This is a genomic window from Dactylosporangium sp. CA-139114 (assembly GCF_050955725.1).
GTDB lineage: Bacteria > Actinomycetota > Actinomycetes > Mycobacteriales > Micromonosporaceae > Dactylosporangium.
Genome location: NZ_CP192080.1, coordinates 5,856,803 through 5,879,921, shown reverse-complemented (window position 1 = coordinate 5,879,921; position 23,119 = coordinate 5,856,803). Strand labels below are relative to the sequence as shown.

Below are 23,119 nucleotides of genomic sequence, written 5' to 3'. Positions count from 1 at the left end.
GGAGGAGCACGATGGTCGCCGTCCATGTTCCGGCACCCACCCGCCGCCCGGCCGCCGACATCGAAATCGACGTCGACGGCCTGCGACATGAACTCGAACACCGTGTCGACGGGGAGGTGCGTTTCGACGCCGGCTCCCGCTCGGCGTACTCCACCGACGCGTCCAACTTCCGGCAGGTGCCGATCGGTGTCGTCGTGCCGCGCACCGTCGAGGCCGGGGCCGAGGTGGTCGCGGTGTGCCGGGAGTTCGGCGCGCCGATCCTCTCCCGCGGCGGTGGTACGAGCCTGGCGGGGGAGTGCACCAACGTGGCGGTGGTCATCGACTGGTCCAAGTACTGCAACCGGCTGCTGTCTGTCGACGCCGAGCGGCGCACCTGCATCGTCGAGCCGGGCATCGTCCTGGACCACCTCAATGACCTGCTCCGCGATCACGACCTGGAGTACGGCCCGGAGCCGGCCACCCACAACCACTGCACGATCGGCGGGATGATCGGCAACAACTCCTGCGGCGCCACCGCCCAGCGCACGGGCAAGGTCGTCGACAACATCGAGCGCCTCGAGGTACTGCTCTACGACGGCACCCGCACGTGGGTCGGGCAGACCAGCGACGAGGAGTACGAGCGGATCGTCGCCGCCGGCGGGCGCCCGGCCGAGATCTACCGCCGGCTGCGACAGCTGCGCGACGAGCACCTGGAGCAGCTGCGCACCCGGTACCCGCAGATCCCGCGGCGCGTGTCCGGCTACAACCTCGACTCGCTGCTGCCGGAGCAGCACTTCCACGTGGCCAAGACCCTGGTCGGGTCGGAGGGCACCCTCGTCACCGTGCTGCGCGCCGAGCTGCGGCTGGTTCCGCGGGTGCCGGCCCGCAGCCTGGTCGTGCTCGGTTTCCCGGACATCGCCGCGGCGGCCGATGCGGTGCCGGACATCCTGCCGCACAAGCCGATCGCCCTGGAGGGCATCGACCACCTGCTCATCGCCTTCCAGCAGCGCAAGCACCTCAACCCGCACGCCTTGCAGTTCTTCCCGGACGGCCAGGGATTCCTGCTCGTGCAGTTCGGCGGCGCAGACCCGGCGGAGGCCCGGCGGCGCGCCGAGGACATGGTTCGCGCGCTCGGGCGCGACTCGGACGGCAAGGACGTCACGCACTTCGACGATGAGGAACACGAGCGGCAGGTGTGGCAGGTGCGGGAGTCCGGGCTCGGGGCGACGGCTCGCGTGCCCGGGCTGCCCGACACCTGGCCGGGCTGGGAGGACTCCGCGGTCGCCCCGGACCGGCTCGGGGACTACCTGCGGGACCTGCGCCGGCTGTACGACGAGTTCGGCTTCGGCGGCGCCAGCCTGTACGGGCACTTCGGCCAGGGCTGCGTGCACTCCCGCATTCCGTTCGACCTGGTTACCGCCGAGGGCGTGCGGGCGTACCGGACGTTCCTGGAGCGCGCCGCCGACCTGGTCGTCTCCTACGGTGGGTCGTTCTCCGGTGAGCACGGCGACGGCCAGCAGCGCGGCGAGCTGCTGCCGAAGATGTTCGGCCCGGACCTGGTCCGGGCGTTCGAGCAGTGCAAGGCGATCTTCGACCCCGGCAACCGGATGAACCCGGGCAAGGTCGTCACCCCGAACCGGCTCGACGACAACCTGCGCCTCGGCACCGACCTGCGGCATCCGGCCCCGGCCACCCACTTCGCCTACCCTGACGACGAGGGCAGCTTCAGCCGGGCCGTGCAGCGGTGCGTCGGCGTCGGCAAGTGCCGGCGCGAGGGCGGCGGGGTCATGTGCCCGTCCTACATGGCCACGCGGGAGGAGGAGCACTCCACCCGAGGCCGCTCGCGGCTGTTGTTCGAGATGCTCGACGGCACCGCCCGTGGCGGCGCGATCGGTGACGGGTGGCGCTCCGAGGCGGTCCGCGATGCCTTGGACCTGTGCCTGGCCTGCAAGGGCTGTAAGACCGACTGTCCGGTCAACGTCGACATGGCCACCTACAAGGCTGAGTTCCTCGCCCACCACTATCAGGGCCGGCTGCGGCCGCGGCAGCACTACGCGATGGGCTGGCTCCCGCTGTGGGCGGCGCTCGCCGCCCGCGCCCCGCGGATCGTCAACGCGCTGGCCCACGCCGGGCCCGTCGGTACCATGGCCAAGCGCGCCGCCGGTGTCGACGTCCGCCGGGACCTGCCGGTCTTCGCCAACCGGACGTTCCAGCGCTGGTTCCGCCGGCACCGCCCCGCCGCCACCGGCTCCCACGGCGACGTCGTGCTCTGGCCGGACACCTTCACCAATCACTTCGACCCCGCGATCGCCCAGGCCGCCGTCGAGGTCCTGCAGGACGCCGGCTGGTGGGTCGTGGTACCGCAGCAGGCGGTGTGCTGCGGGCTCACCTGGATCTCCACCGGCCAACTCGACACCGCCAAGCGGGTGCTGCAGCGCACCCTGGACATCTTGCGGCCGCACCTGCGTGCCGGCACGCCGATCGTGGGCCTGGAACCGAGCTGTACCGCCGTGTTCCGCAGCGACGCCCACGAGCTCTTCCCCGGCGACGAGGACGTGCAGCGGCTGCAACGGCAGACGTACACCCTGGCCGAACTGCTCCACGAGCACACACCCGGCTGGCAACCGCCGCGGGTGCACCGCAAGGCGCTCATCCAGACCCACTGTCACCAGCACGCGATCATGGGCTTCACCGCGGACCAGGCGCTGCTGCACGACGCCGGCGTGGATGCGCAGGTGCTGGACTCCGGCTGTTGCGGCCTGGCCGGGAACTTCGGCTTCGAGGAAGGGCACTACGAGGTATCCGAGGCTTGCGCCGAACGCGTGCTGGTACCGGCCGTCCGCGACGCCGACCCCCACGACGTGGTCCTCGCCGACGGGTTCAGCTGCCGGACCCAGATCGCGCAGAGCGCGACCGGCGGCCGGCGCGGCATGCACCTGGCCGAGCTGCTACGTGCCGGATTGCACGACGATGACGGCCGGGCCGCCCCCGAGCGATCCTGGGCGCCGCGACCCGCCCCACCGCGCATCCGCGCCACCGCCGTTACCGCGATCGCTGTCGGCGGCGCGGCCGTGGCGGCCGGTTTCGCGCTGGCCCGCCGCCGGCGGTGAGTGATCGGGAGCAACGGAATTCGTCATGGTGCCGACCTGGCTGACCATCCTGGCCTGGGCCGCGCTGGGCACCGGGGTGGTCTGCGCCGCGTGGATGCCGTGGGACATCTACGTGGCCGGGTACCGGCAGCGCATGCCGATCATGGAGGCGGTGTGGCCGGTGAACGCCCTGTACCTGGGGCCCTTGACGGTCTGGGCGTACCTGCGGTGGGCGCGGCCGATGTCACGGCGCTGGCAGGCCGAGCACGGCGACCCGCCCGGCAAGCCGCGTTGGGCGACCACGTCGGTCGGCGTGCTGCACTGCGGCGCCGGCTGCACGCTCGGCGACATCGTCGCCGAGACGGCCATCTTCCTGCTGGGCATCAGCATCGCCGGCCGGGCGATCTGGGCCGAGTACATCGGCGACTTCGTCCTCGCACTGGCCCTGGGCATCGTGTTCCAGTACTTCGCCATCGCCCCGATGCGTGGCCTGCCGCTCGGCAAGGGACTCGTTGTGGCCGCCAAGGCCGACGTGCTGTCCCTGGCCGCCTTCGAGGTCGGACTCTTCGCCTGGATGGCACTCATGGCGTTCGTCTTCTTCCCCGGACCGCATCTGCATCCCGACCATGCCGCCTACTGGTTCCTCATGCAGGTCGGCATGGCGGTCGGGTTCCTCACCGCCTACCCGGTCAACGCCTGGCTGATCAGGCGCGGCATCAAGGAGGCGATGTAGGTCAGGGGCACCCGCCCGCTCACGATGTGGTGCCCGTGCCCAGGCGCGTCGTAGACGGCGACAGCGGGGTGTCCTTACAGCGTCGTGCGACGCAGTTTGAGCTTGCGGGTGTCCCGTAGCTGGAAGTAGGGCGATCCGCCAGACCGTCAGAGCGGCGGTGCCCAAGCCGAGGGCCGACCCGGCTGTGCGAGCGGACCGGTGAAGACCACCAGCAGCACTGACCCCGGAGGCGCTGAGCCGGGTGGCGTGAACCACCGGTCCGCTGCCGGTTCCGTCCGGTGTTTGACCGATGGGGCGGAGGGTAGGCGATCCGGCGGAATGCGACTTCTCCTGTCGTGAGGCGGCCATGGGCGGATCACCGACGGTCGAAGACATCGACGCGCACGCATTCAGCGTACCCACGGCCGGCCCGGACGGTGCCGAGGAGGACGGCACCGCCACGACCATGGTGCTTGTGCGGGCCCGCGCCGCCGGCGTTACCGGGTTTGGCTACGCCTACGGCTCCGCCGCCGCGGCCCACTTCGTGGACTCCGAGATCGCCTCGGTGGCCGTCGGCCTGGACGAGATGGCACCGCCGGCCGCCGCGGCGGCGATGGGTGCCGTGATCCGCAACGCGGGACGGCCGGGTGTGGGCTGGATGGCGTTGTCCGCGGTGGATGTGGCGCTGTGGGACCTGCGGGCCCGCTTGGAACGGCTGCCGCTGTTCCGTGCGCTGCCGTCGAGCCACGACCACGTTCCGGTCTACGACAGGCAGGCGGATGACACCCGCTGCGGCGGCATCACCGGGCTGCTGGCCGTGGCCGGGCTGGCCGCCGGGCACGGGGTGGACCTGTCGGGGCACTGCGCGCCGGCGGTGTCGGCGCACGCGTTGCGCGGCGTGCCGCGGCGGCGTCACCTCGAGTGGTCGCGTTCTCCGTCATTGTGCAGGGCGCGTTGGTGCCGTCGGTTGCGCGCTGGTGCCGGGTGCCGATGCAGGTCGTGGACCCGGCGCCGTGGGCGCTCGGCATGCGTTTTCGGCATCAGCCGACCGGTACCAGCGTCTACCGGGTCGCCTCGGGCGCACCGGCCGACGGCCTGCGCATCGCCGAGCTGCCCAAGAGGGCGGGCTGTGGGTGAGCCTGGTGAGCCGCGACGGACGGCCGCTGCAGGTCGACCGGGACCTGCAGCTGCGGGAGTGCGATGAGGTGCGGGCCATCGTCGGCCAGGACGATACCGCGGCCCAGCGGGCCTTCTGCGGCCAGAAGTGAGTCACGTGGCGACGATGCTGGGCGTCGGGTCGTTCGCCGCCGCCACCACGGCGGCCGGCAAGGCGCTGGTGTTGTTTCTCGTCGCAGCGGTGGTCTTCCGGTTCACCCAGCGACGGGCCCTGGCCGATCTCGCCCCGTTCGACTGGGTGGTGGCCGCCGCGATCGGTGCGGTGATCGGGCGCACCGCGACTGCCCGCGACACCGCTTGGACTACTGGGGCCGCGGCGCTGCTGGCGCTGCTCGCCGCGCATGCGGTTATCGAGAGGCTGCGGTTCGCCGCCCCGCTGCGCCGCCTGCTCGACCCGCCGACGCGGGTGCTGATTCGCGACGGACGCGTCGACGAACGGGCCCTGCGTCGCAGCGGACTCACCCGCAGCGACCTGGATGCGGTGCTGCGCAGCCATGGCCATACGAGCGTGGCGACGGTCCGGCTGGCTGTCTTCGAGGCTCAGGGCGGCATCTCGGTGCTGGCCCGGCCGGTGCCTCCACCGAGTTCCGGCGAGCGGCAGTAAGCACGGCGGCCGGACGATCCGTCCGGCGCGGTCATAGCGTCACTGGCGCACACGAGCCCGGCCGATGGCCGAGCCCGTACAGTCGGCCTCGGGCGGTCTGCCGGGTCCTGCGGGGCCGTGGTGAGCTGGGACGAGGCCTGGCGCCTGTTCCGCCTCGACGGCTGGACCGGAGCGAAGCTTGCCGTCGGCCCGCACTCCTGCGGCCGGTGCCGATCGCCGGCCCCGCCGGCCGGAATCGTGGCCCGATCGCTGGACACTGCATCGGTGAAGCCGGCCGGACGGGGATCGGCGCGGCTCGTGGTGCAGGTGATGTCGGACGTCAGGGCGGTGTACCTGCGCGGTGACCTGGTCCGGGCCGACGATGCCCGGCTGTGGGACCTGCTCAGCGAGGACCCGGCCCGATGCATGCATCTCATGGTCGACGTCGGCTGGGTCGGCCGGCTCACCGCTGCGACCATCGACGTCCTCGTCCGCTCGGCACAGGACCGCGCAGCGGGGCGGCCGGACCTGCCTGGTCGGCGCCGCTGAACCTGTCCGCTCGGCATTGCGGTTGTGCGCGGGACGCCTCCATACTGCGGTGATTGCACTGTGCAGCTTTCTGTGCGCGTGCCCAGCTTGTCGCCCGGATCAACGGCACGCACAGTGCCGTCGGCCGCCCGGCCGTGCACTACGTGCATCGCCGGCTTGAGCCGGTCGACCTCGTGGCGCTGTTCCGGCTCGCTGACGTCTTTCTCGCGACGCCGTTGCGTGACGGGGTGAACCTGACCGCGAAGGCGTTCGTCGCTGCCCGCATCGACAACTCCGGCGTGCTCGTCTTGAGCGAGTTCAGTGGCGCCGCCGGCGATCTGGCCGATGCTGCCATCGTCAATCCGTATGACGTCGGGGAGCTCAAACGGGCGATCGCCGCTGCCGCCGACGCCGGCCGCGCGGTCGGCGACGATTCGGCGATGAGACGGATGCGTCAATCGGTACACCGGCAGGATGTGCGCTGGTGGGTCAGGCGCATGCTCGAAGTCCTGGACGGCGACCGGCCTCCGGTTCCCCGCCAGCGGGAAGCGGCCGTGGAGCTGGGCTGACAACTGGTCGCCAGTGGCGTGGCGATGCACAGCCGCTACAACATGTGAATGATTCGACACGAGCGAAGTGTTGTGACTGAGCAAATATTGCATACAGTGTGTTCGAGCCATTCGAGTGCTAAGGCTGGCCGGTCATGACGCTGTCGATCGACGTCCGGTCACGGACGACCGGCGAGATGGTGGTCGTCGTCCGCGGCGACCTCGGGACCGCGACCTCTGCGCAACTGGTGGGCTCGATCGACGCGCTGCTGCGGGCCCGGCCGGCCGCCATCAGTCTGGACCTCGGTCTCGTCACCTACGCCGATGCCGGCGCCGTCGGAGCGCTGCTGCAGATCCAGCGCAACTGCGTCGGCGTGGCCTGCCGGTTCAACGTCGAGCGGTTCAGTCCGGCATTGGAGCGTACGCTCGCGTCGACCGGCATGTCGGGGGCCTTGCCGCGCTTCCCGTGACGCTGGGCCGGATATGTGCAGATCGCAAGGGCTGCTGTGTGCTCTCGGGTCGAGTCGTCGATGGGGACCTGGTGACAGTCGTGTGACAATACTGTTCGGTTGCCAGTCTGCGCTGGAAGAGGATCCGCCTTCGTGGGCATGATGCTGCCATGGCTGGCGTGCTCCTGATCGAGGATGATGACCGCATCCGGCTGGCGCTGACGCTCGCGCTCGAGGACGAGGGCTATGCGATGCGGGGAGCCGGCAGCGCCGAGGAGGGACTCGAGGCGCAGGGCGCCGAGCCCGCCGACATCGTGCTGATGGACCTCATGCTGCCGGGTATGGACGGCTTCGCGGGCGTGCGTGCGCTACGTCGCCACGACGACGTGCCGATCGTCGTGGTGAGCGCGCGCGACGACACCCATGACATCGTCGCCGCCTTGGAGGCAGGTGCGGACGACTACGTGGTCAAGCCCATCGCGGTGAAGGAGCTGTCGGCGAGATTGCGCGCGTTGCAGCGCCGGTCCCGCGTCGCGGCGGCGGCGACGACAACCAAGGTGGGTGCCCTGGACATCACGCAGGAGGCCGCCGAGGTCCGGTTGCACGGTGAGCTGGTGGCGTTGACCCACACCGAGTTCTGGTTGTTGTGCGAACTGGCCGACCGCCCGGGTCAGGTCTTTTCACGGCAGCAGTTGCTGCGGCAGGTGTGGGAGTACGAGATCGGCGACGAGCGACTGGTGGATGTACACGTCGGCCGGCTGCGGCAGAAGATCGAGGACGACCCGCGGCGGCCCCAGCGCCTCGTCACGGTCCGTGGCATGGGCTACAAGCTGCAGCGATGAGACGGGCCGGACTTCAGACCCGCGTGGTCAGCGGGTTCGCCGTCGGCGCGCTGGTGCTCTCGGCGTCGATGGCGTTCGCGACATACCAGGCGACCCGCCGCTCACTGCTGGAGGGTCGCGAACGGGTGTCGGTCCGCACGGTCTCCTTCGATGCGCAGATCCTGCGCGAAGGTGTCCTCTCGGAGCACGCCGATCTGGTAGAACTGCTGCGTTCGCTCGACACCGGTGGCAATCGCCGGGCGGTGCTGTACCGAGACGGCGGCTGGTTCAGCCGGGCCGCCGACGACGGCGCCACCAAGGCGGTGCCCGAGAGCCTGCAGCAGCTGGTCCGGCACGGACAGGCCGGCAAACAGCTGGTCCGGGTCAATGGCGTTCCCGCCATCGTCGTAGGCGTGCCGCTGTGGGAGTCGACCGCCCTGTACGAGGTCGACCTCCTCCGTGAGCTCGACCGGACCCTCCGAGTGCTCAGCTGGGTGCTGACCGTCGTCGCGGCGATGACCGCGGCCGCCGGCGCTGCCCTCGGCTGGTACGCCGCCCGGTACGTCGCACGGCCCCTGCGATCGGTGGCGGGCGCGGCGCAGACCATCGCCGCGGGCGACCTCTCGGCGCGCCTGGACCCCGCCGTCGAGCCCGACCTTGCCCGGCTCACGGTGTCCTTCAACGACATGGTGGATCGACTGGCGAAACGGGCGGAACAGGACCGACGGTTCGCCGCGCACGTCAGTCATGAGCTTCGGTCGCCGCTGCAGACGCTCGCCGCCTCGGCCAGCGTCCTGACCCGGCGGCATGAGGCGCTGGATGACCGGACCACGACGGCGCTACGACTGATCGCCGAGGAAGTGGATCGATTCCAATGTCTCGTTGACGACCTGCTCGAACTGGCCCGGAGCGACCAACCGGCCCAACGCGCGGATGTCGACGTCGCGGCGGTCGCGCAGCGAGCCTGCCGAGCCCGCAATCTGCCGACCGGCCTGGTGACCGTCGAGGAGGGAACGTCCCCGTGCTGGCGCGTCGACGAGCGGCGGGTCGAGCAGATCATCGGCAACCTGCTCGACAACGCGGCGCGATACGGCGGCGGCGCGACGGCTGTACGCCTCACCACGGCCGCCGGCCGGTGCGTCATCGAAGTGGATGACGAAGGGCCGGGTGTGAGCTCGGATGACAAGGCCATCATCTTCGACCGCTTTGTCCGGGGCTGAGCCGCCCGCGCCCGTACGGCCGACAGCGGCACCGGCCTCGGGCTGGCGCTCGTCGCCCAATATGCGGCCGCGCATGGGGGTCGTGCGTCGGTGCTCGACCGGCCTGGCGGGGGCGCCCGATTCCGGGTCGAGCTCGACGGATACGGCTCATGACCGTTCCGAACCGTGCTCGTCTGATCGCAGTGGTGCTGCTGATTGCGCTCACCGCGGGGTGTGGCGTGCCGAGCGAGCGCACCCCGCGCCCGGTCACGGTGGCGGATCGGCCGCCGAGCGTCACGACTGGGACTTCGGCGGCCAGCCCTGCTCCCGGTGTCCCGGTCGAACTGCTCTATCTCATCCGCGACGCGGACCTGGTCGCCGTCCGCCGGCAGGCGGAGCGGGCCCCGACGATCGACCAGCAGATGCAGGATTTGCTGTCCGGTCCGACGGCGCGGGAACGTAACGATGGATACGTCAGCGCTCTCACCGGCATCACGGTCGCCGACGTGACGGTTGCGCACGACGGGAAGGTGACCATTGACGTCGGCGACCGGTCCGACGGTGCCGGGCGCAGCGACGAGGTGTTGGCATACGGGCAAGTGGTGTGCACGCTCACGAGCCGGGCCGATGTCGATGGCGTCGTGTTTCGCCATGACGGACAACCGCTGAAGGTCCCTCGAGCCGACGGATCGCTCACCGACGGCCCGCTCACCGCAGCCGACTATGCCCCACTCGTTGCGCCGTCCTGACCGATCGCCGACGACACCGACCGTCTTGTGTGGACAGTCGACAAGGGTGAGCGGCATGTCGGCGAAACTGTACCGGCTCTTGGCCATCGCCCGCGTGGACCGCGTCCTGCAGACCGCCAACGCACCGGTCGGTTGCCAGCCCCAGCACCGCGCCGACCGTCGGAGCCGGTCGGCTCCCGACACCGTCGATGGTGCCCGCGCGGCTGTCGCGGACGCCGAGCAGATCCGTCAGCGCGAAGCCTCCGCGCTCGGCTGATGCCGGGGACGGGCGATGGTGGGCGCATCCCCGGCGTCCATTGTCGCCTCCAATCCGAAACGGCGACCTTGAGTGTGCTCCCCAGGCGAGCTGACCCCGGACCCTGCATCAGCTGTGAAGCGTGATCCGGCCCTGCGGGCGCACCGCACAGTCATCGGATGACAACGCAGCATTACGCTCGTGCGCCGTGGCGCGTCTGACCAGGTACGCCACGGCGATGCGAGCTGGTTCGCAGGCCTCGCAGGAACTCAAACACCGGACGCTCCCTGAGCGCTCTCAGAAGAACTTTCGCCGGCGAAGCCGCGTCGCGGTGCCGAAGGCGCTGGCCGGCCCTCCCGATCGGCTGTACGTGGAGTGCCGGTATCCGGTGTCCGTGCGGCACTACCCGACGATGACCCCGCTAACCGGTGCGGTCATTGCCAGGCGGTATCGGGTAAGGGTGGAACGACGAAGGGCGGTGGGTGGTGGGTGTGTCGACAGGGCGCGGGCAACGGGAGCGAACGCGGCACCGTAGGGACTATCGGTGAGCCGGTTGTCACCGCTGCTCCGCTGGTGCGAGTCGGCCTTCGGCGGGCCGGCGCGGACTGGGATCGTGCTGATGTTCGGGGGAGTGCTGGCACTCGCCTCGGCGGACATCGGCATGGTTGGCGCGCTCGCCCGGCCGCTGGAGGCCGAGTTCGGCATCAGTCACGCCGAGCTCGGCCTGCTCGCAACGGTGTCCTCTGGTGTCGGGGCGCTTGTCGCACTGCCGATGGGGGTCTTCGCCGACCGTGTGGCCCGGGTGCGGCTGCTCGTGCTCACCGTTGCACTGTGGAGCGTCGCCCTGATCTTCGGGGGGATCGCGCCGTCGTACCTGTGGCTGCTGCTGTCCCGGCTTGCGCTCGGCGCCGCGGTGGCGGCGTCAGGGCCGCTGCTCGCCTCACTGCTGGGGGATCTCATCGTGGCGGAGGATCGGGCGAAGGTGTACGGCTGGATCCTCACCGGCGAGATGATCGGCGCCGGCGTCGGGCTGATCGTCGGCGGCGGTGTCGGCCTCGCGCTGTCCTGGCGTTATGGGTTCTGGCTGCTGGGTTTGGCGGGAGCGGGACTGGGCGCTGCGTTGTATCGATGGTTGCCCGAGCCGGCCCGTGGAGGCCCCAGTCGTGTGCCGCCTGGGGCCGTTGAGATCCCACAAGCTTCGCCCGTGACCCTGCGGGGCGCCGGCGCCGGAGCGGATCGGAGTGAGGCCGGGCAGGCGTGGCGTTCCCTGGCCGGGACGTTCGGCCTGTTGCTGCGCGTGCGGACCATCCGGCTTCTCGTGGTCGCCTCGTCGATCGGGTACTTCTTCTTCGCGGGTCTGCGCACATTCGTCGTTGTGTTCGTCATGGAGCACTACGGAGTCGGCGTCGGGGAGCTGATCGGCCTGGTCGTCGCTGTCGGGGCCGGTGGTCTGACCGGTGCGGTGCTCAGTGGCCGGCAGACGGACCGATGGCTGGCCCGCGGCCATAGCAACGCCAGGATCATCGTCCCTGCCGTCGCCTACGCCGCCACAGCGGTTCTGTTCGCCCTCGGCCTGCTCGCCAGCACCGTGCCGGTGGCTCTGCCGCTCTTCGTGGGCGGCGCGTTCATGCTCGGTGCAGCGAATCCGCCGCTGGACGCAGCGCGGCTTGACATCGTCGCGCCGTGGATGTGGGGACGCGCGGAGAGCATCCGCACGGTGCTGCGCCTGTCCGCCGAGGCTGGGGCACCCGTGCTGTTCGGCCTGCTCGCTGACTGGCTCGCCGGCGTGGTAGGCACCACCTACGGGGTCAACCTGCGCGACACCTTTCTGCTGATGCTGTGGCCCCTTCTCGCCAACGGCCTCGTTATGCTTCTGGCTCGGCGCACCTACACGGCGGACAAACAAGCTGCCGACGCGGCCGCGCGTGCCCGGGGCGCGCCCTGACAAGAGCTGATTCATTTGGGCCGTAAGCCATGCCGGCGGCGCACCGCGCCTCGAAACGCCCGGGAATGGCAGCGCCTCAGCATCGGCCGGCGACCGGCCAACGGCCGGGGTCATTGGGCAGTCGACACTCGCCCAGGGTCGTTGTGTTCCACCGCCTCGATAAGCACGTTAGGACCAACCAGACCGTTGGGGACGGTGCGCGCCTCTTCCAGTACGGCGGCGCCGTCGTTGACCCGCCACAGCACCTCAACCAGAATTTCCGCCGCCGTCGGTAGCCCCTCCACACCGAGTAGCGAACCATCCGTGCGCCGTTCCCCGCCGCCTTCCTCGGCCGGTTCACCTTGGCCCTCACCACGATCGACGCCAGGTGAGGCTGCGGAGCGGTTGATGAGGGGTCCGGCGTGGCCTGGATCGGCGAAGGTGGTGGACAGCACGATGTCGTAGCGGCAGTTGGTGGCTTTGGCGATGGACATGCGCAGCCAGCGTCGGGTGTAGGCGGGGGCGGAGCAGTCGTCGGCGAGGCGAGTTGGTCCTAGCGGGGCCGTGGTGCGCGGGGGCCGGGAGCCAGCGGACTCGAGGTGACACTGCCGGGAGCATTGAGATGGGTGCGGACGTCGCGGAGGGATCGTCCGGTGTTGGCCTCAGCGGCCGGTCGAACAGGCTGGCGCCGGCCAGCGAGAAGTCGCGTGAGTGTTCAGCAGGAGGTGGACGAGGTCGCGTTGGGCGTCTGTCGCGCACGCCTCGGGGGTGGTTTAGATGCGGATCTCGGTGGCCATGGCGGCCAGGACGCGCGCCTGTGGCAGGAGCGCTCGTGGTCCGCGGCGCAGGAGCGCCCGCGCGTCGGCCAGCAGCTGGCCCTCGATCGAGGGCAGCGTCCCGGCGACCACCGCGGCGGCGGCCCGCGCGAATGCTTGCGGGTGACCCGGTCGGCCTCGACGTGACCATAGCTGACGGTGCCGATCCGGGCGGCGACGGGGAGGCGGTCGTGGCGTCCGTCGGCGTCGTCGAACAGGTGCGGGCCGTCCACGATCCTGGGCCGCTCCAGGGACAGCCCGAGCCAGAACTGCCGCTCGGCGCGGACGCTCTCCAGGAACCAGGCGAGGCGCTTACCACCGACCTGCATGGCGGTGTCGCTCATGGCGAGCGCCGCATCGAACGCGGCGCGCTGGGCCGGGCCGGCGCCGACTTCGTCCGCCCGGATGCGCCGCGGGAACACGAGCACGACGCACACACGCGTGATCTTGGCCCATTCAGGGTGAAGTGCCCGGGGCAGATGCCCCGGCCCGGGAGGCGCTGCGGCACCCGCGGCGGCGCCGGCCGGGTGGGTGCGATCCGGTTGTTCGACGGCGGTGGCGTGGTGTCATCGGTTCGTCATGTGTCCTCGGTGTGTTCGTCATGGCCGGCCCGGATGCTGGAGGCTCGGGCCGGCTGCGCGCTCTGCGAGACGCGTCGCCGGGCGGGTTGCTGCCGTAGGCTCGTGTCTGGTGTGCCGGGAAGTCTGGTCGGCGTGTTGGTGCCGATCGACCCCGGAGGATGGTTGTGAACGGTGTGTCTGTGCGGTGGGTTCCGTCCCGCCGGGTTGCCGAGGTGCTGCGGACCGAGACTGCGGGCGGGGTGTTGTTGCTGCTCGCCGCGGTTGTGGGGTTCGGGTGGGCGAACTCGCCGTGGGCCGGTGCGTACGGTCGGCTCGGCGGGTGGCGGGTCGGGCCGGCGGTCTGGCATCTGGACCTGAGTCTGGCGGCGTGGGCGGCTGACGGGCTGCTCGCGGTGTTCTTCTTCGTGGCAGGTCTGGAGCTCAAGCGCGAGCTGGTGGCCGGGCAGCTGCGCGATCCGCGCCGGGCGTTGGTGCCGGTGGCTGCGGCGGTCGGCGGGATGGCGGTGCCGGCGCTGCTCTACGTGGCGGTGAACGCCTCTGCGGCCGCGGGGGATGTGGGTGGTTGGGCGGTGCCGACGGCCACCGACATCGCGTTTGCGCTGGCGGTGCTGGCGGTGGCCGGCTCGCGGGTGCCGCCGGCGTTGCGGATGTTTCTGCTGACGTTGGCGGTCGTCGACGACCTGCTGGCGATCGGGATCATCGCGGTCGCCTACACGGCCGGGCTGGCGGTGGTGCCGCTGCTGGCCGCGGGGTTGCCGCTGGCGGCGTTCGCGTGGCTGGCCCGTCGGGACGGCCGGGCGGCCGGCATCATGCTCGGGCCGCTCGCGGTGGCGGTGTGGCTGTTGGTGCACGCGTCCGGGGTGCACGCGACGGTGGCGGGGGTGCTGCTGGCGTTCACGGTGCCGGTGTCGCGTACAGGTGGGCCGGACGCGGCGGGGCGGCTGGAGCACCGCTGGCGGCCGGTGGCGGCTGGGTTCGCGGTGCCGGTCTTCGCGCTGTTCGCCGCCGGGGTCCCGCTCGGGGGCGCCGGGTCGCTGGGGGCGGCGCTGCGGGAGCCGGTGACCGTTGGGGTCCTGGCCGGGCTGCTGCTGGGCAAGCCGGCGGGGGTCCTGGCGGCGACGTGGCTGGCCCGGCGGGTGACCGGCGGGCCGTTGCCGGGCGGGCTCGGCTGGGTGGACCTGGCCGCGGCCGGGTTGCTGGCCGGGATCGGGTTCACGGTGTCGCTGCTCATCGCCGAGCTCGCGTTCGCGGCCGGGGCGGCCGCCGGTGCGCAGGCTCGGCTGGCGGTCCTGCTGGGCTCGTGCCTGTCCGCGGCTGCGGCGATGGCGGTGCTGGCGCTGCGTCGCCGCCGCCGATCGCCGGCGGCGGCCGGCGAGCGGGTCGCGGTCGGCGGGGGTGCCTGAGATGGGGCGGGATGAGGCCGGAGCGGCCGGTGGTCAGGACCGGTCCGGCGCGGGTGGCGGCGGGACGGTGCGGCGGCCGACCGAGGTCGGTTCGACGGCGCACGGGCCGGTGGAGTACCGCCTGGAGCGCCGCGGCGACGACGTGTTGCTCGTGTTGCACGGTGGGCACATGCGGGCCGGGCTCGCGCTGGGCGAGGACGCGTTCGCGGCGGCCGGGCTGAGCATCCTGGCGCCGTCGCGGCCGGGCTACGGCCGCACGCCGGTGCAAACAGGCCCGACGACCGAGGCGTACGCCGATGCGGTCGCCGAGCTGTGCGACGGGCTCGGCGTCGCCCGGGTGGCGGCGGTGGTGGGGATCTCCGGCGGCGGGCCGACCGCGGTGGTGATGGCCGCCCGCCACCCGCAGCTGGTGCGGCGGCTGGTGCTGATCAGTGCGGTCGGGCCGCTGCCCTGGCCGGGCGCGCGGACCCGGGCCGGTGGGCGGGTGGTGTTCGCGCCTGGGGCGGAGGCGGTGACCTGGGCCGGCGTTCGGCTGATGCTGCGGGCCGGTGGCCGTCCGGTGTTGCGGAGGCTGGTCGCCGGGGTCTCGTCCGCGCCCGGGGCGGCGGCTTGGGCCGGGATGTCGAGCGCCGACGAGGTGATGCTGCTGGAGCTGTTCGGGGCGATGCGATCCGGTCGCGGGTTCGTCCGCGACCTGGAGCCGGCCCCGGACCTGTGCGGGTCGGTGACGCAGCCGGCACTGGTCGTGGCGTCTCGAACCGACGGCGGTGTCCCGTTCACGCACGCCGAGGCCCTCGTCGCCGCGCTGCCCGCAGCGGACCTGGTGGTGAGCTGCGCGGCCGGGCACTTCGTGTGGTGCTCGCCGGACTGGCCGGGGATCGCCGAACAGATCGTCGCGTTCGTCCGCGCCCCCTTCCGGTAGCGGCCGGTCAGGCGAAGGCGAAATAGCGCAGCCACAGGTACACCGCGGAGATGCCGACGGTGACCCCGGCGGCGACGAGGCCGTACTTCGTGAACTGCCAGAAGCTGATCCGCTGCCCGGCCCGTTCGGCCAGGCCGAGGATGACGACGTTGGCCGCGGCGCCGACGGCGGTGGCGTTGCCGCCGAGGTCGGCGCCGAGCGCGAGGGCCCACCACAGCACGTGCGGCCCGCCGGTGCCGCCCTGGGCGGCGGCCAGGTCGGCGACGATCCGCGGTCACCACGACGAGGATGACCATGACCGGGAACGGCCGCCCGCGGGCGCGTTTGGCCGCCCAGATGGCCAGGTACTCGAACGCGAGTTGAAGAGCATGGCCGCGGAGACAACGTCGGCCCGCAGCTCCTCGGCCGCCGGCCTGAATACGCCCCCGCTTGCGCCAGATCTGGCCGATGAGCGTGCGTCGAACGGCGGTCTGGAATACTCCTTCGATGGCGCAGGTACCGACAGACCCCTTCGCCGGAGTTGACACGTCGTGGCGTACGTGTTTCCTCCTGGCCTGGGAGGCATTTCAGGCAGGCAGCATTCCGGTCGGTGCTGTTCTCGTCGACGCAGACGGCAAGATGGTCAGGTCCGGTCGCAACCGTTGTAATGACAAGACGGGACCGGCCGGGCACATCGCCGGCAGCTACATCGCCCACGCGGAGATCAACGCACTGGCCACATTGCCGCCCGGCGACTACACCGATCACGTCCTTTACACGACGCTTGAGCCTTGTTTCCTTTGCACTGCGGCGTTGCGGCACAGCCATGTCGGCGTCGTCCGGTTCGCCGCCCCCGACCCCGTGTGGAAGGGCGTCGAGCGACTGCCGGATCTCAACCATCAGATGGCACGACGGTGGACGCACCGAGAAGGCCCAATCGGTGGCCACCTGCAAACATGGGCGGTCCTGCTGCCCCTCATCTCAGCGGTGGAACGGGAGGTTCTCTCTGTCCAGCAGGAGCACGCCGTCGCCATGCCGGAGATGCTCTCGCTCGCGCGCGAGTGGGCTGGAACAACGGCCGACCGCCTTCGTGATCTCGACCTCGACTCGGCACTCGCGCAGGCATGGCGAACAATCACGTCCCGCCGACGCTGAGTTGGTCCTGCGGGTCCGCGGTAGGCATCCGCTCATCGCCGCAAGTCCCGCGGTCATGTCGAATCGGATGCCGTCACGGCATCAGGCTGATCCGCCGGGCCGAGTCTCGGCCGACGGCGAAGGCGAGGTACAGCTACGTGGGGCCCCCTGAGCTGCGCGACCGAGTATCGAGCGACCCTTGCGGCCGCGGGTGACCATCCCGTCCGGGTCGTCGCACGCGAGCGGGACCGGGAGCGGCTGCCCGACGCCGTCCCCCCGGCTCTAGGCGAGCGGGCCCGCAACACCATCAGCAGCCCTGATACCGAACGCTGACAGCCGGACAGTGTCCCGTTGCCGACGGACGGTCACGAATCGGTCAACATAATTGGAGGGCATGTCCGATACTCAGCGCCACGCCATCGTGCTCGGGGGCAGCATCGCGGGGCTCACCGCCGCCCGCGCCCTGCTCGACTCCTTCGAGCGCGTCACTGTATTCGACCGTGACACCCTGCCCGACGGCCCCACGCCGCGCCGCGGCGTCCCCCAGGCCGAGCACGCCCACGGCCTGCTCGCGCGCGGCCGGCAGGTCATCGAGGAGCTCTTCCCCGGCATCGTAGACGAGCTCGCCGAGCAGGGCGCGGTCCCGCTCGACCTGCAGCGCGACGGCGTCTGGGTCTTCGGCGACCGGCCCGCACCCCGCGCCGTCTCCGGCCTCGCCGGGCTCTGCGTCAGCCGGGCGCTGCTCGAGTCCGTGCTGCGCCGGCGCGTCGCGGCGCTGCCCGGCGTCGTCGTGCTCGACGGTCACGAGGCCACCGGTCTGCTGTATGACGGCGCCCGGGTCACCGGCGCGACCGTGCGGCCCGCGCACGGCGCCGAGCACGAGGTCCACGCCGATCTCGTCATCGACGCCACCGGGCGCGGCAACCGGGGCGTGACCTGGCTCGCCGCGCTGGGCTTCGAGCGGCCGGCCGAGGAGCGCATCGACGCGGGCACGGCGTACGTCTCCCGCGACTACCGCCGCGTGCCCGGGCGCGAGGACTTCGCGGCGATCCTGAACGCGCCCGGCGGACCCGCGCGGCCCTACGGCGGCATCGCCCTCGGCGTCGACGGCGACCGGTGGATGGTGACGCTGCTCGGCGTCGGCGCCGAGCAGGCCCCGCCCACCGACCCCGACGAGTTCCTCGCGTTCGCCGCCAAGCTGCCCGACCCGCGGCTGCACCGGCTCCTGGCCGAGTCGGAGCCGCTGGGCGACCCGGTGCGGCTGCGGCTGCCCGGCAGCGTGCGGCGCTACTACGAGCGACTGACCCGGCTGCCCGAGCGGTTCGTGTCGATCGGGGATGCGGTGTGCGCGTTCAACCCGGCGTACGGCCAGGGGATGACGGTCGCCGTCGCGCAGGCCCGCGCGCTCGGGCTCGCGGCCCGCGACGGCATCGACGGGCTGCCGCGCCGCTTCTACGCGCGGGCGGCCCGGATCGTCGACGTCCCCTGGGACATGTCGGCCGGCGGGGACCTCGCCTACCCGGACGTGGAGGGGCCGCGGACGCGGCGGATGGCGTTGCTGAACGCGTACGTCGCCCGGGTACAGCGCGCGACCGGCGTCGACGCGGCCGTCGCCCGGCGCTTCCTCGAGGTCTCGAACCTCATGCGGCCGCCGCAGTCGCTGCTGACCCCGGCGATGGTCGCGCGGGTGCTCCGGGCTCAGCGCGCCAGCACGGCCCAGAGCGCGACGAGCGCGAGCAGCAGGGCGACCGCCACGATCGGCCAGTAGGTGCGGGAGACGCCGGCTTCGGGTGCCGGCTCGGGCTCGGGGGCTCGGACCGGCACCGGGGGCGTCTCCACGGCCGGCCGGGGAGCCGGTGCCGGGACCGACATCGGCACGGGCGCCCGGGCCGGCACCGGGCCCGCCTCCTGGGCGCGTCTGATCAGGCGCGCCACGCGCTCGCTGGCGGCGCGCAGCCGGGCCGCCTCCTTGCCGGTCAGCTTGCGCCCCGAGATGATGCCGCAGGCCTGGGCGACGGCGACGACCAGCACCGGGTTGCCGACCAGCTCGCGGTGCCCGGTGAACAGCGCGGCGATCATGTTCCGGTCGACCCGCAGACCCGGCGCGAGGCGGTGCGAGCGGATGACCTCGGCCAGGTAACGACGGGCGCTCTTGGTGCGCCGCTTCGGCAGGTCCCGGCCCCGCGGGCGCTTGCGGCTGCCGCGGTGCTCGGCCCGGGCGACCATGGCGCTCAGGGCGGCCACGAGCGACTCGACGGCGTCGTCCGCTTCCTGCCACCGCCGTGTTCCAGCATCCGACAACCCCCGCGCCCCCCTTTCCCCGGTCAACCTTCCAGATTCGGGGGCGTATCGCCAATCGGCAGCCACATCAGAGTGGCGGGGTAGAGGGCCTCGGCGGTGGTGAGGGCGTCCTGTGCGGAGCCGAACACGGCCACCTCGATGCGCCCGTCGGCCAGGAACCAGCTCGTCACCGCGTGCCCGGCCAGCTCGTGCCCCCAGGCGACGATCGAGGGGTGGCCGTCGTCCTCGGGATCGGCGACGATGCCGAACAGCCGCGGCGTCTTGTCCAGCACGTTCACGCTCGTCATCCCGTTCGTCTCGGCAGAATGCACATGCAGGTGCAGAGTACGACGGGAATTCGGCTGCGGGCCGCCGCGCGGGCGGGACGCGGCGCGCTGGAGTAATGCGTGTCCCTCTCACGTGTCCGCGCATCAGTAACCACGGTGCCCCGGCTGCGAGGCCTCAGGGCAATGCGCGCGGCCCGCACATGACCACGAGCGGCCCGGCCGGCGTGGCGGCGATGAGCCGGGGTCGTACGGGTGCCGATTTCCCCGAGTTCGAAGCGCGTCAAGACAACTCGGGGCGGGTATCGATGGGTGCATGGCAGAGAGCGAGAGCAGCAGCACCAGGACCGTCGTCGTGGCCGCGGGCGCGAACCTGGCGATCGCGGTGGCGAAGGCGGTGGCGGCATTGGTCACCGGGTCGGCCGCCCTGTGGGCCGAGACCATGCACTCGGCGGCCGACACCGGCAACGAGGTGCTGCTGTGGCTCGGCCTGCGCCGCTCCAAGCGCGAGCCCGACCGCCGGCACCCGTTCGGCTACGGGCAGGAGCGGTACTTCTGGGCGTTCCTGGCCGCGCTCGGGATTTTCCTCGTCGGCGGGCTCCTGTCGATCGCCGAGGGTGTGCGCAGCTGGCTCGTGCCGGAGCCGCTGGAGAGCCCGTGGGTCGGCATCGGGGTGCTCGTGGTGTCGGCGGGGTTCGAGGGGTACAGCTGGCTCACCGCCCGGCGCCAGCTGCGCTCGGACGCGCGGGCCCGCCGCCGCTCGGTCCGCGAGCACCTGCGGCACGCGTCCGACCCGAGCGCCACGACCGTCTACCTCGAGGACTCCGCCGCGCTCATCGGCATCGCCCTGGCCCTGATCGCGCTGGTGCTGCACATGGTGACCGGTTGGGCCTGGTGGGACCCGGCGGCGAGCATGGCGATCGGCGTCCTGCTCGCGGTGGTGGCGTGGCTGCTCGCCCGCCGCTCGAAGGCGCTGCTCATCGACGCCGCCGCGCCCGACGACGTGATGGAGACCCTGCACGAGGCGATCGGGCCGCAGCCGTGGATTCACGAGGTGCGCGAGCTGCGGGCCGTGTACGTGGGCCCGTCCCAGCTGCTCGTCACCGTGAACGTCGAGCCGTGTGCGGATGTGCGCGCCCGCCCCGGCGCCGAGCTCGTCGGCCACGTCACCGAGCTGCGCACGCGGCTCCTGCGCAACCCGGCCGTCGCCGACGCGGTGATCACCGTCGTGTGACCGCCGCGTGGTATCTCTAGCCGATGCCACAGACGGTCCTCTATCTCGTGCTGCTCGTGACCGCCGGCGTGGCGGGCGCCGGCCTGCCCCGCGGGCGCCGGCTCCCGCCCGCGACCGCCGCGCTGTTCGCGCTGGTCGCCGTCGTCTCCGGGCTGCAGCTGACGGCGGCGCCGGCCCTGTTCGACGCGCTGCGCCGCGACCGGACCGCGATCGCGCACGGCGAGGTGTGGCGGCTCGTGACGTCGTGCCTCGTCCAGGACGGCGGCTGGCCGGGCACCGTCTTCAACCTGCTCGCCCTGGCCGTGCTCGGCACGATGGCCGAGCGGCTCTGGGGCACGGCCCGGTGGCTGCTGCTGGCCCTCGTGGTCCAGGTGCTCGGCGGCCTGTGGGGCCTGGTGGTCCAGCCGGTCGGCGGCGGCACCTCGCTCGTCGACTTCGGCCTGGCCGCGTCCCTGGCAGTCGCGGCCCTGACGCTCGGATCTGTGCCCGGGCGGCGCGTGGCCGCCGCCGTGACGCTCCTCGCCGCGCTGGCGCTGCTGGTGCTGGGCGACATCCACGGCGGCGCGGCGACGCTCGGGGCCGCGGGCGGTGCCCTGCTCGCCCTCCAGCGCCGCCGGACTACGCTGACGCGATGGCCGAGATCACCGGGGCGTTCGAGATCCACGTGACCGTCGAGGCGCGGCACGGCGCGGATCTCGCCCGGTTCGCGCAGCGGCTCAGGCCGGACGGGTCATGGCGCGCCGGCCATAGTGTTTGCGCAGGTCCAAGCTGGTCATGCGGTCGAGGACCCGGTCGGGCAGGAACCGGGCGGCGCCGATCAGGAACGACGCCGTCCGGCCGATCGTGTAGCGGGTGCGGGGATTGCGGTCGGTGACCGCCTTCGCGATCCGGCGGGCCGCGACCTCCGCGGTGACGCCGGCCGCCGTGAACGCGGCGGCGTGCGAGGGCAGCGCCCGCATCATGTCGCCGTAGCGGGCGGCCAGATCCGGGGTCATCCGCCCGCCGAGCCGCTCGATGCCCGCGATGCCGTGCCCGGCCATCGCGGTCTGCACGCCACCCGGTTCGACGACCACGACCCGCACGCCCTGCGGGCCGAGCTCGTTGCGCAGCGCGTCGCTGATCGCCTCGAGGGCGAACTTGGTGCTGGCGTACGGCCCGTAGCCGGCCATCGAGATCCTGCCGTTCAGCGAGGTGATGTTGACGATCCGGCCCTTGCTGCGCAGGAGCAGAGGGATCAGCGCCTGGGTGATGGCGACGTGCCCGAGGACGTTCACCTCGAACAGGCGCCGCCAGTCGTCGAGCGGTGTCACCTCGACGGGCCCGGCCCCCGGGATGCCCGCGTTGTTGACCAGGGCGGCCAGCGGCCGCGGGTCCTGGGCGAGGCGCTCGGCGAGCGCGGCGATGTGGCCGGGGTCGGTGATGTCGAGGATCACGGGCTCGACGCCCGCGGCGCGCAGTGCGTCGCCGTCGCGCTCCTTGCGCACGCCGGCGAGCACGTGGAGTCCGCGGCGGGCGAGCTCGCGGGCGGTGGCCGCGCCCATCCCGGTGGAGGCGCCGGTGACGACCATGAGCTGCCGAGTTTCAGATGACATTGTCACCTGAACCAGGGTGCCGGATTGAGATGACATTGTCAACTGAGGCGGACGACAGGCACCGAAGCGTCGGTGCCGGTCGCCATGCATGCCATCATGTGCGGGTGCGTCGGGCCTGCATTGCGGCATTGGTACTGCTCGGCTCGGCCGGATGCGACGGGGCGCAACCCGCGGGCAAGCCGCCCGCGATCGCCACGTCGGCATCGCCGTCGAAGCTCGCCCTGCCGGCTGTGGGCATGTGCCACGCGGGCCAGGCGCTGGACATGCACGACTACCGCGCGGTCACGCTCAACCCGACCGACTGCGCCAACGAGCATCAGGCCGAGATCGTGCGCGTCGGCCGCCTCACGACACCGCCGGAGAACAAGACGCGTGAGGTGTACGCCGACTGCGACACGGCCGCCCGCGAGTACGTCGGCGGGGACTGGCACGAGGGCCGCCTGGGTATCGCGGTCATCGTGCCGTCGACGGACGAGTGGAACGCGGGCGCCCGCGAGTACCGCTGCGCGCTGTTCGAGTTCGCCGCCGACGACTTCACGTCCCGGCAGCGCACCGGCAGCCTGAAGGACGGCCTGCGCGGCACCCGCCCGCTGGCCCTGACGTGCGTGGACGTGCTCGCGATCCCGGACGGGCAGGGGTGGTACGAGAGCATCGACCGTCTGGTGACGCAGGCCTGCGACACCAAGGCCGCGGCGTTTCTGGGCGAGTCGAAGGCGAAGTTCGAGAGCCGCACCGACCTGCGCGTCGTGCCGACGGGCGGCAACCCGGACCGGTGGGGACTCGGCGATCGCACGTCCCACTGCTACGTCGTGACCCGCCCCGACAACCGGGTGACGAAGTCCCTGAAGGGCAGCGCCCCGCACTGAGCGCTGTCCACCGGGCCGTGCGTCGTTCGTCGAGCAC

The 23,119-nt window shown here is 72.0% G+C and carries 26 protein-coding genes and 2 pseudogenes; 22 read left to right on the top strand and 6 right to left on the bottom strand.

Translation table 11 applies throughout. The features are described from left to right. Window positions 1-11: 11 nt before the first annotated feature. The 14 genes and pseudogenes from ACQP2P_RS25885 to ACQP2P_RS25820 all read left to right on the top strand — a co-directional run bounded on the left by ACQP2P_RS25885 (window position 12) and on the right by ACQP2P_RS25820 (window position 12,013). Window positions 12-3,089, top strand: a complete 3,078-nt coding sequence (locus tag ACQP2P_RS25885) for an FAD-binding and (Fe-S)-binding domain-containing protein (protein ID WP_433604895.1) — start codon at window positions 12-14, stop codon at window positions 3,087-3,089. Between the two features lie 25 nt (window positions 3,090-3,114). After that, a complete protein-coding gene (locus ACQP2P_RS25880) occupies window positions 3,115-3,801 on the top strand; it encodes a DUF4396 domain-containing protein (protein WP_433604893.1) in 687 nt (228 codons plus the stop codon). Between the two features lie 289 nt (window positions 3,802-4,090). Continuing rightward, a pseudogene (locus tag ACQP2P_RS25875) lies at window positions 4,091-4,663 on the top strand (hypothetical protein); the annotation flags it as partial. Between the two features lie 38 nt (window positions 4,664-4,701). Beyond that, window positions 4,702-4,917 (top strand): hypothetical protein, encoded by a 216-nt coding sequence (locus ACQP2P_RS25870; RefSeq protein ID WP_433619582.1) that lies wholly within the window; start codon window positions 4,702-4,704, stop codon window positions 4,915-4,917. 5 nt (window positions 4,918-4,922) lie between these two features. Beyond that, window positions 4,923-5,048 (top strand): hypothetical protein, encoded by a 126-nt coding sequence (locus ACQP2P_RS25865; RefSeq protein WP_433619581.1) that lies wholly within the window; start codon window positions 4,923-4,925, stop codon window positions 5,046-5,048. 14 nt (window positions 5,049-5,062) lie between these two features. Further along, entirely contained in the window at window positions 5,063-5,560 is a 498-nt protein-coding gene (locus ACQP2P_RS25860; RefSeq protein ID WP_433619268.1) for a DUF421 domain-containing protein, read from the top strand. A 120-nt stretch (window positions 5,561-5,680) separates the two neighbouring features. Then, a complete protein-coding gene (locus ACQP2P_RS25855; protein ID WP_433604891.1) occupies window positions 5,681-6,088 on the top strand; it encodes a hypothetical protein in 408 nt (135 codons plus the stop codon). Between the two features lie 134 nt (window positions 6,089-6,222). Beyond that, window positions 6,223-6,636, top strand: a complete 414-nt coding sequence (locus tag ACQP2P_RS25850; protein WP_433604889.1) for a trehalose-6-phosphate synthase — start codon at window positions 6,223-6,225, stop codon at window positions 6,634-6,636. 134 nt (window positions 6,637-6,770) lie between these two features. Further along, complete coding sequence (locus tag ACQP2P_RS25845) at window positions 6,771-7,085, top strand: STAS domain-containing protein (RefSeq protein WP_433604887.1); 315 nt, start codon at window positions 6,771-6,773, stop codon at window positions 7,083-7,085. A 149-nt stretch (window positions 7,086-7,234) separates the two neighbouring features. Continuing rightward, window positions 7,235-7,906 carry a response regulator transcription factor gene (locus ACQP2P_RS25840; protein WP_433604885.1) on the top strand — a complete coding sequence of 224 codons (672 nt, stop codon included), beginning with the start codon at window positions 7,235-7,237 and terminating at the stop codon, window positions 7,904-7,906. Further along, window positions 7,903-9,258 (top strand): annotated as a pseudogene (locus ACQP2P_RS25835) (ATP-binding protein). The gene ACQP2P_RS25840 and the pseudogene ACQP2P_RS25835 overlap by 4 nt, the downstream one beginning before the upstream one ends. Continuing rightward, complete coding sequence (locus ACQP2P_RS25830; protein WP_433604883.1) at window positions 9,255-9,833, top strand: GerMN domain-containing protein; 579 nt, start codon at window positions 9,255-9,257, stop codon at window positions 9,831-9,833. The pseudogene ACQP2P_RS25835 and the gene ACQP2P_RS25830 overlap by 4 nt, the downstream one beginning before the upstream one ends. Window positions 9,834-9,888: 55 nt before the next feature. Continuing rightward, window positions 9,889-10,089 carry a hypothetical protein gene (locus tag ACQP2P_RS25825; RefSeq protein ID WP_433604881.1) on the top strand — a complete coding sequence of 67 codons (201 nt, stop codon included), beginning with the start codon at window positions 9,889-9,891 and terminating at the stop codon, window positions 10,087-10,089. A gap of 523 nt (window positions 10,090-10,612) precedes the next feature. Further along, on the top strand, window positions 10,613-12,013 hold the full coding sequence (locus ACQP2P_RS25820; RefSeq protein ID WP_433604879.1) for an MFS transporter: 1,401 nt from the start codon (window positions 10,613-10,615) through the stop codon (window positions 12,011-12,013). A 110-nt stretch (window positions 12,014-12,123) separates the two neighbouring features. Here the strand turns inward: ACQP2P_RS25820 and ACQP2P_RS25815 are convergent, their stop codons facing one another. Both ACQP2P_RS25815 and ACQP2P_RS25810 read right to left on the bottom strand, forming a co-directional pair. Beyond that, window positions 12,124-12,486, bottom strand: coding sequence for a hypothetical protein (locus ACQP2P_RS25815; protein WP_433604877.1), 363 nt, complete (start codon window positions 12,484-12,486; stop codon window positions 12,124-12,126). 279 nt (window positions 12,487-12,765) lie between these two features. After that, window positions 12,766-12,900 carry a hypothetical protein gene (locus tag ACQP2P_RS25810; RefSeq protein WP_433604875.1) on the bottom strand — a complete coding sequence of 45 codons (135 nt, stop codon included), beginning with the start codon at window positions 12,898-12,900 and terminating at the stop codon, window positions 12,766-12,768. A 98-nt stretch (window positions 12,901-12,998) separates the two neighbouring features. Between ACQP2P_RS25810 and ACQP2P_RS25805 the strand changes: the two genes are divergently transcribed. From ACQP2P_RS25805 to ACQP2P_RS25795, 3 genes are read left to right on the top strand one after another with little or no spacing between them, the layout of a single operon-like run. After that, window positions 12,999-13,556: a hypothetical protein gene (locus tag ACQP2P_RS25805; protein ID WP_433604873.1), complete on the top strand. Its 558-nt coding sequence runs from the start codon at window positions 12,999-13,001 to the stop codon at window positions 13,554-13,556. Continuing rightward, the gene (gene nhaA, locus ACQP2P_RS25800; protein WP_433604871.1) at window positions 13,547-14,791 is read left to right on the top strand and encodes a Na+/H+ antiporter NhaA; all 1,245 of its coding nucleotides are present in this window, start codon (window positions 13,547-13,549) and stop codon (window positions 14,789-14,791) included. The genes ACQP2P_RS25805 and nhaA overlap by 10 nt, the downstream gene beginning before the upstream one ends. A gap of 1 nt (window position 14,792) precedes the next feature. Next, window positions 14,793-15,713, top strand: a complete 921-nt coding sequence (locus ACQP2P_RS25795; RefSeq protein WP_433604869.1) for an alpha/beta fold hydrolase — start codon at window positions 14,793-14,795, stop codon at window positions 15,711-15,713. Between the two features lie 7 nt (window positions 15,714-15,720). Here ACQP2P_RS25795 and ACQP2P_RS25790 read toward each other — a convergent pair whose 3' ends face one another. After that, window positions 15,721-15,933 (bottom strand): hypothetical protein, encoded by a 213-nt coding sequence (locus ACQP2P_RS25790; RefSeq protein WP_433604867.1) that lies wholly within the window; start codon window positions 15,931-15,933, stop codon window positions 15,721-15,723. 266 nt (window positions 15,934-16,199) lie between these two features. Between ACQP2P_RS25790 and ACQP2P_RS25785 the strand changes: the two genes are divergently transcribed. Further along, on the top strand, window positions 16,200-16,847 hold the full coding sequence (locus ACQP2P_RS25785) for a nucleoside deaminase (RefSeq protein WP_433604865.1): 648 nt from the start codon (window positions 16,200-16,202) through the stop codon (window positions 16,845-16,847). A gap of 373 nt (window positions 16,848-17,220) precedes the next feature. Continuing rightward, window positions 17,221-18,594 (top strand): NAD(P)/FAD-dependent oxidoreductase, encoded by a 1,374-nt coding sequence (locus ACQP2P_RS25780; protein WP_433604863.1) that lies wholly within the window; start codon window positions 17,221-17,223, stop codon window positions 18,592-18,594. Here ACQP2P_RS25780 and ACQP2P_RS25775 read toward each other — a convergent pair. Next, window positions 18,525-19,127 carry a hypothetical protein gene (locus ACQP2P_RS25775; protein ID WP_433604861.1) on the bottom strand — a complete coding sequence of 201 codons (603 nt, stop codon included), beginning with the start codon at window positions 19,125-19,127 and terminating at the stop codon, window positions 18,525-18,527. The two genes, ACQP2P_RS25780 and ACQP2P_RS25775, sit on opposite strands and share 70 nt — an antisense overlap. Before the next feature lie 23 nt (window positions 19,128-19,150). Beyond that, window positions 19,151-19,405, bottom strand: a complete 255-nt coding sequence (locus ACQP2P_RS25770) for a hypothetical protein (RefSeq protein WP_433604859.1) — start codon at window positions 19,403-19,405, stop codon at window positions 19,151-19,153. Between the two features lie 301 nt (window positions 19,406-19,706). Between ACQP2P_RS25770 and ACQP2P_RS25765 the strand changes: the two genes are divergently transcribed. Both ACQP2P_RS25765 and ACQP2P_RS25760 read left to right on the top strand, forming a co-directional pair. Beyond that, window positions 19,707-20,624, top strand: coding sequence for a cation diffusion facilitator family transporter (locus ACQP2P_RS25765; RefSeq protein ID WP_433604857.1), 918 nt, complete (start codon window positions 19,707-19,709; stop codon window positions 20,622-20,624). A 23-nt stretch (window positions 20,625-20,647) separates the two neighbouring features. Continuing rightward, the gene (locus ACQP2P_RS25760; protein ID WP_433604855.1) at window positions 20,648-21,292 is read left to right on the top strand and encodes a rhomboid family intramembrane serine protease; all 645 of its coding nucleotides are present in this window, start codon (window positions 20,648-20,650) and stop codon (window positions 21,290-21,292) included. 48 nt (window positions 21,293-21,340) lie between these two features. On the opposite strand, the gene ACQP2P_RS25755 is transcribed toward ACQP2P_RS25760, so the two are convergent. Then, on the bottom strand, window positions 21,341-22,216 hold the full coding sequence (locus ACQP2P_RS25755; protein ID WP_433604853.1) for an SDR family oxidoreductase: 876 nt from the start codon (window positions 22,214-22,216) through the stop codon (window positions 21,341-21,343). Between the two features lie 104 nt (window positions 22,217-22,320). On the opposite strand from ACQP2P_RS25755, the gene ACQP2P_RS25750 reads away from it, so the two are divergent. Beyond that, entirely contained in the window at window positions 22,321-23,082 is a 762-nt protein-coding gene (locus ACQP2P_RS25750) for a septum formation family protein (protein WP_433604851.1), read from the top strand. Window positions 23,083-23,119 lie beyond the last annotated feature (37 nt).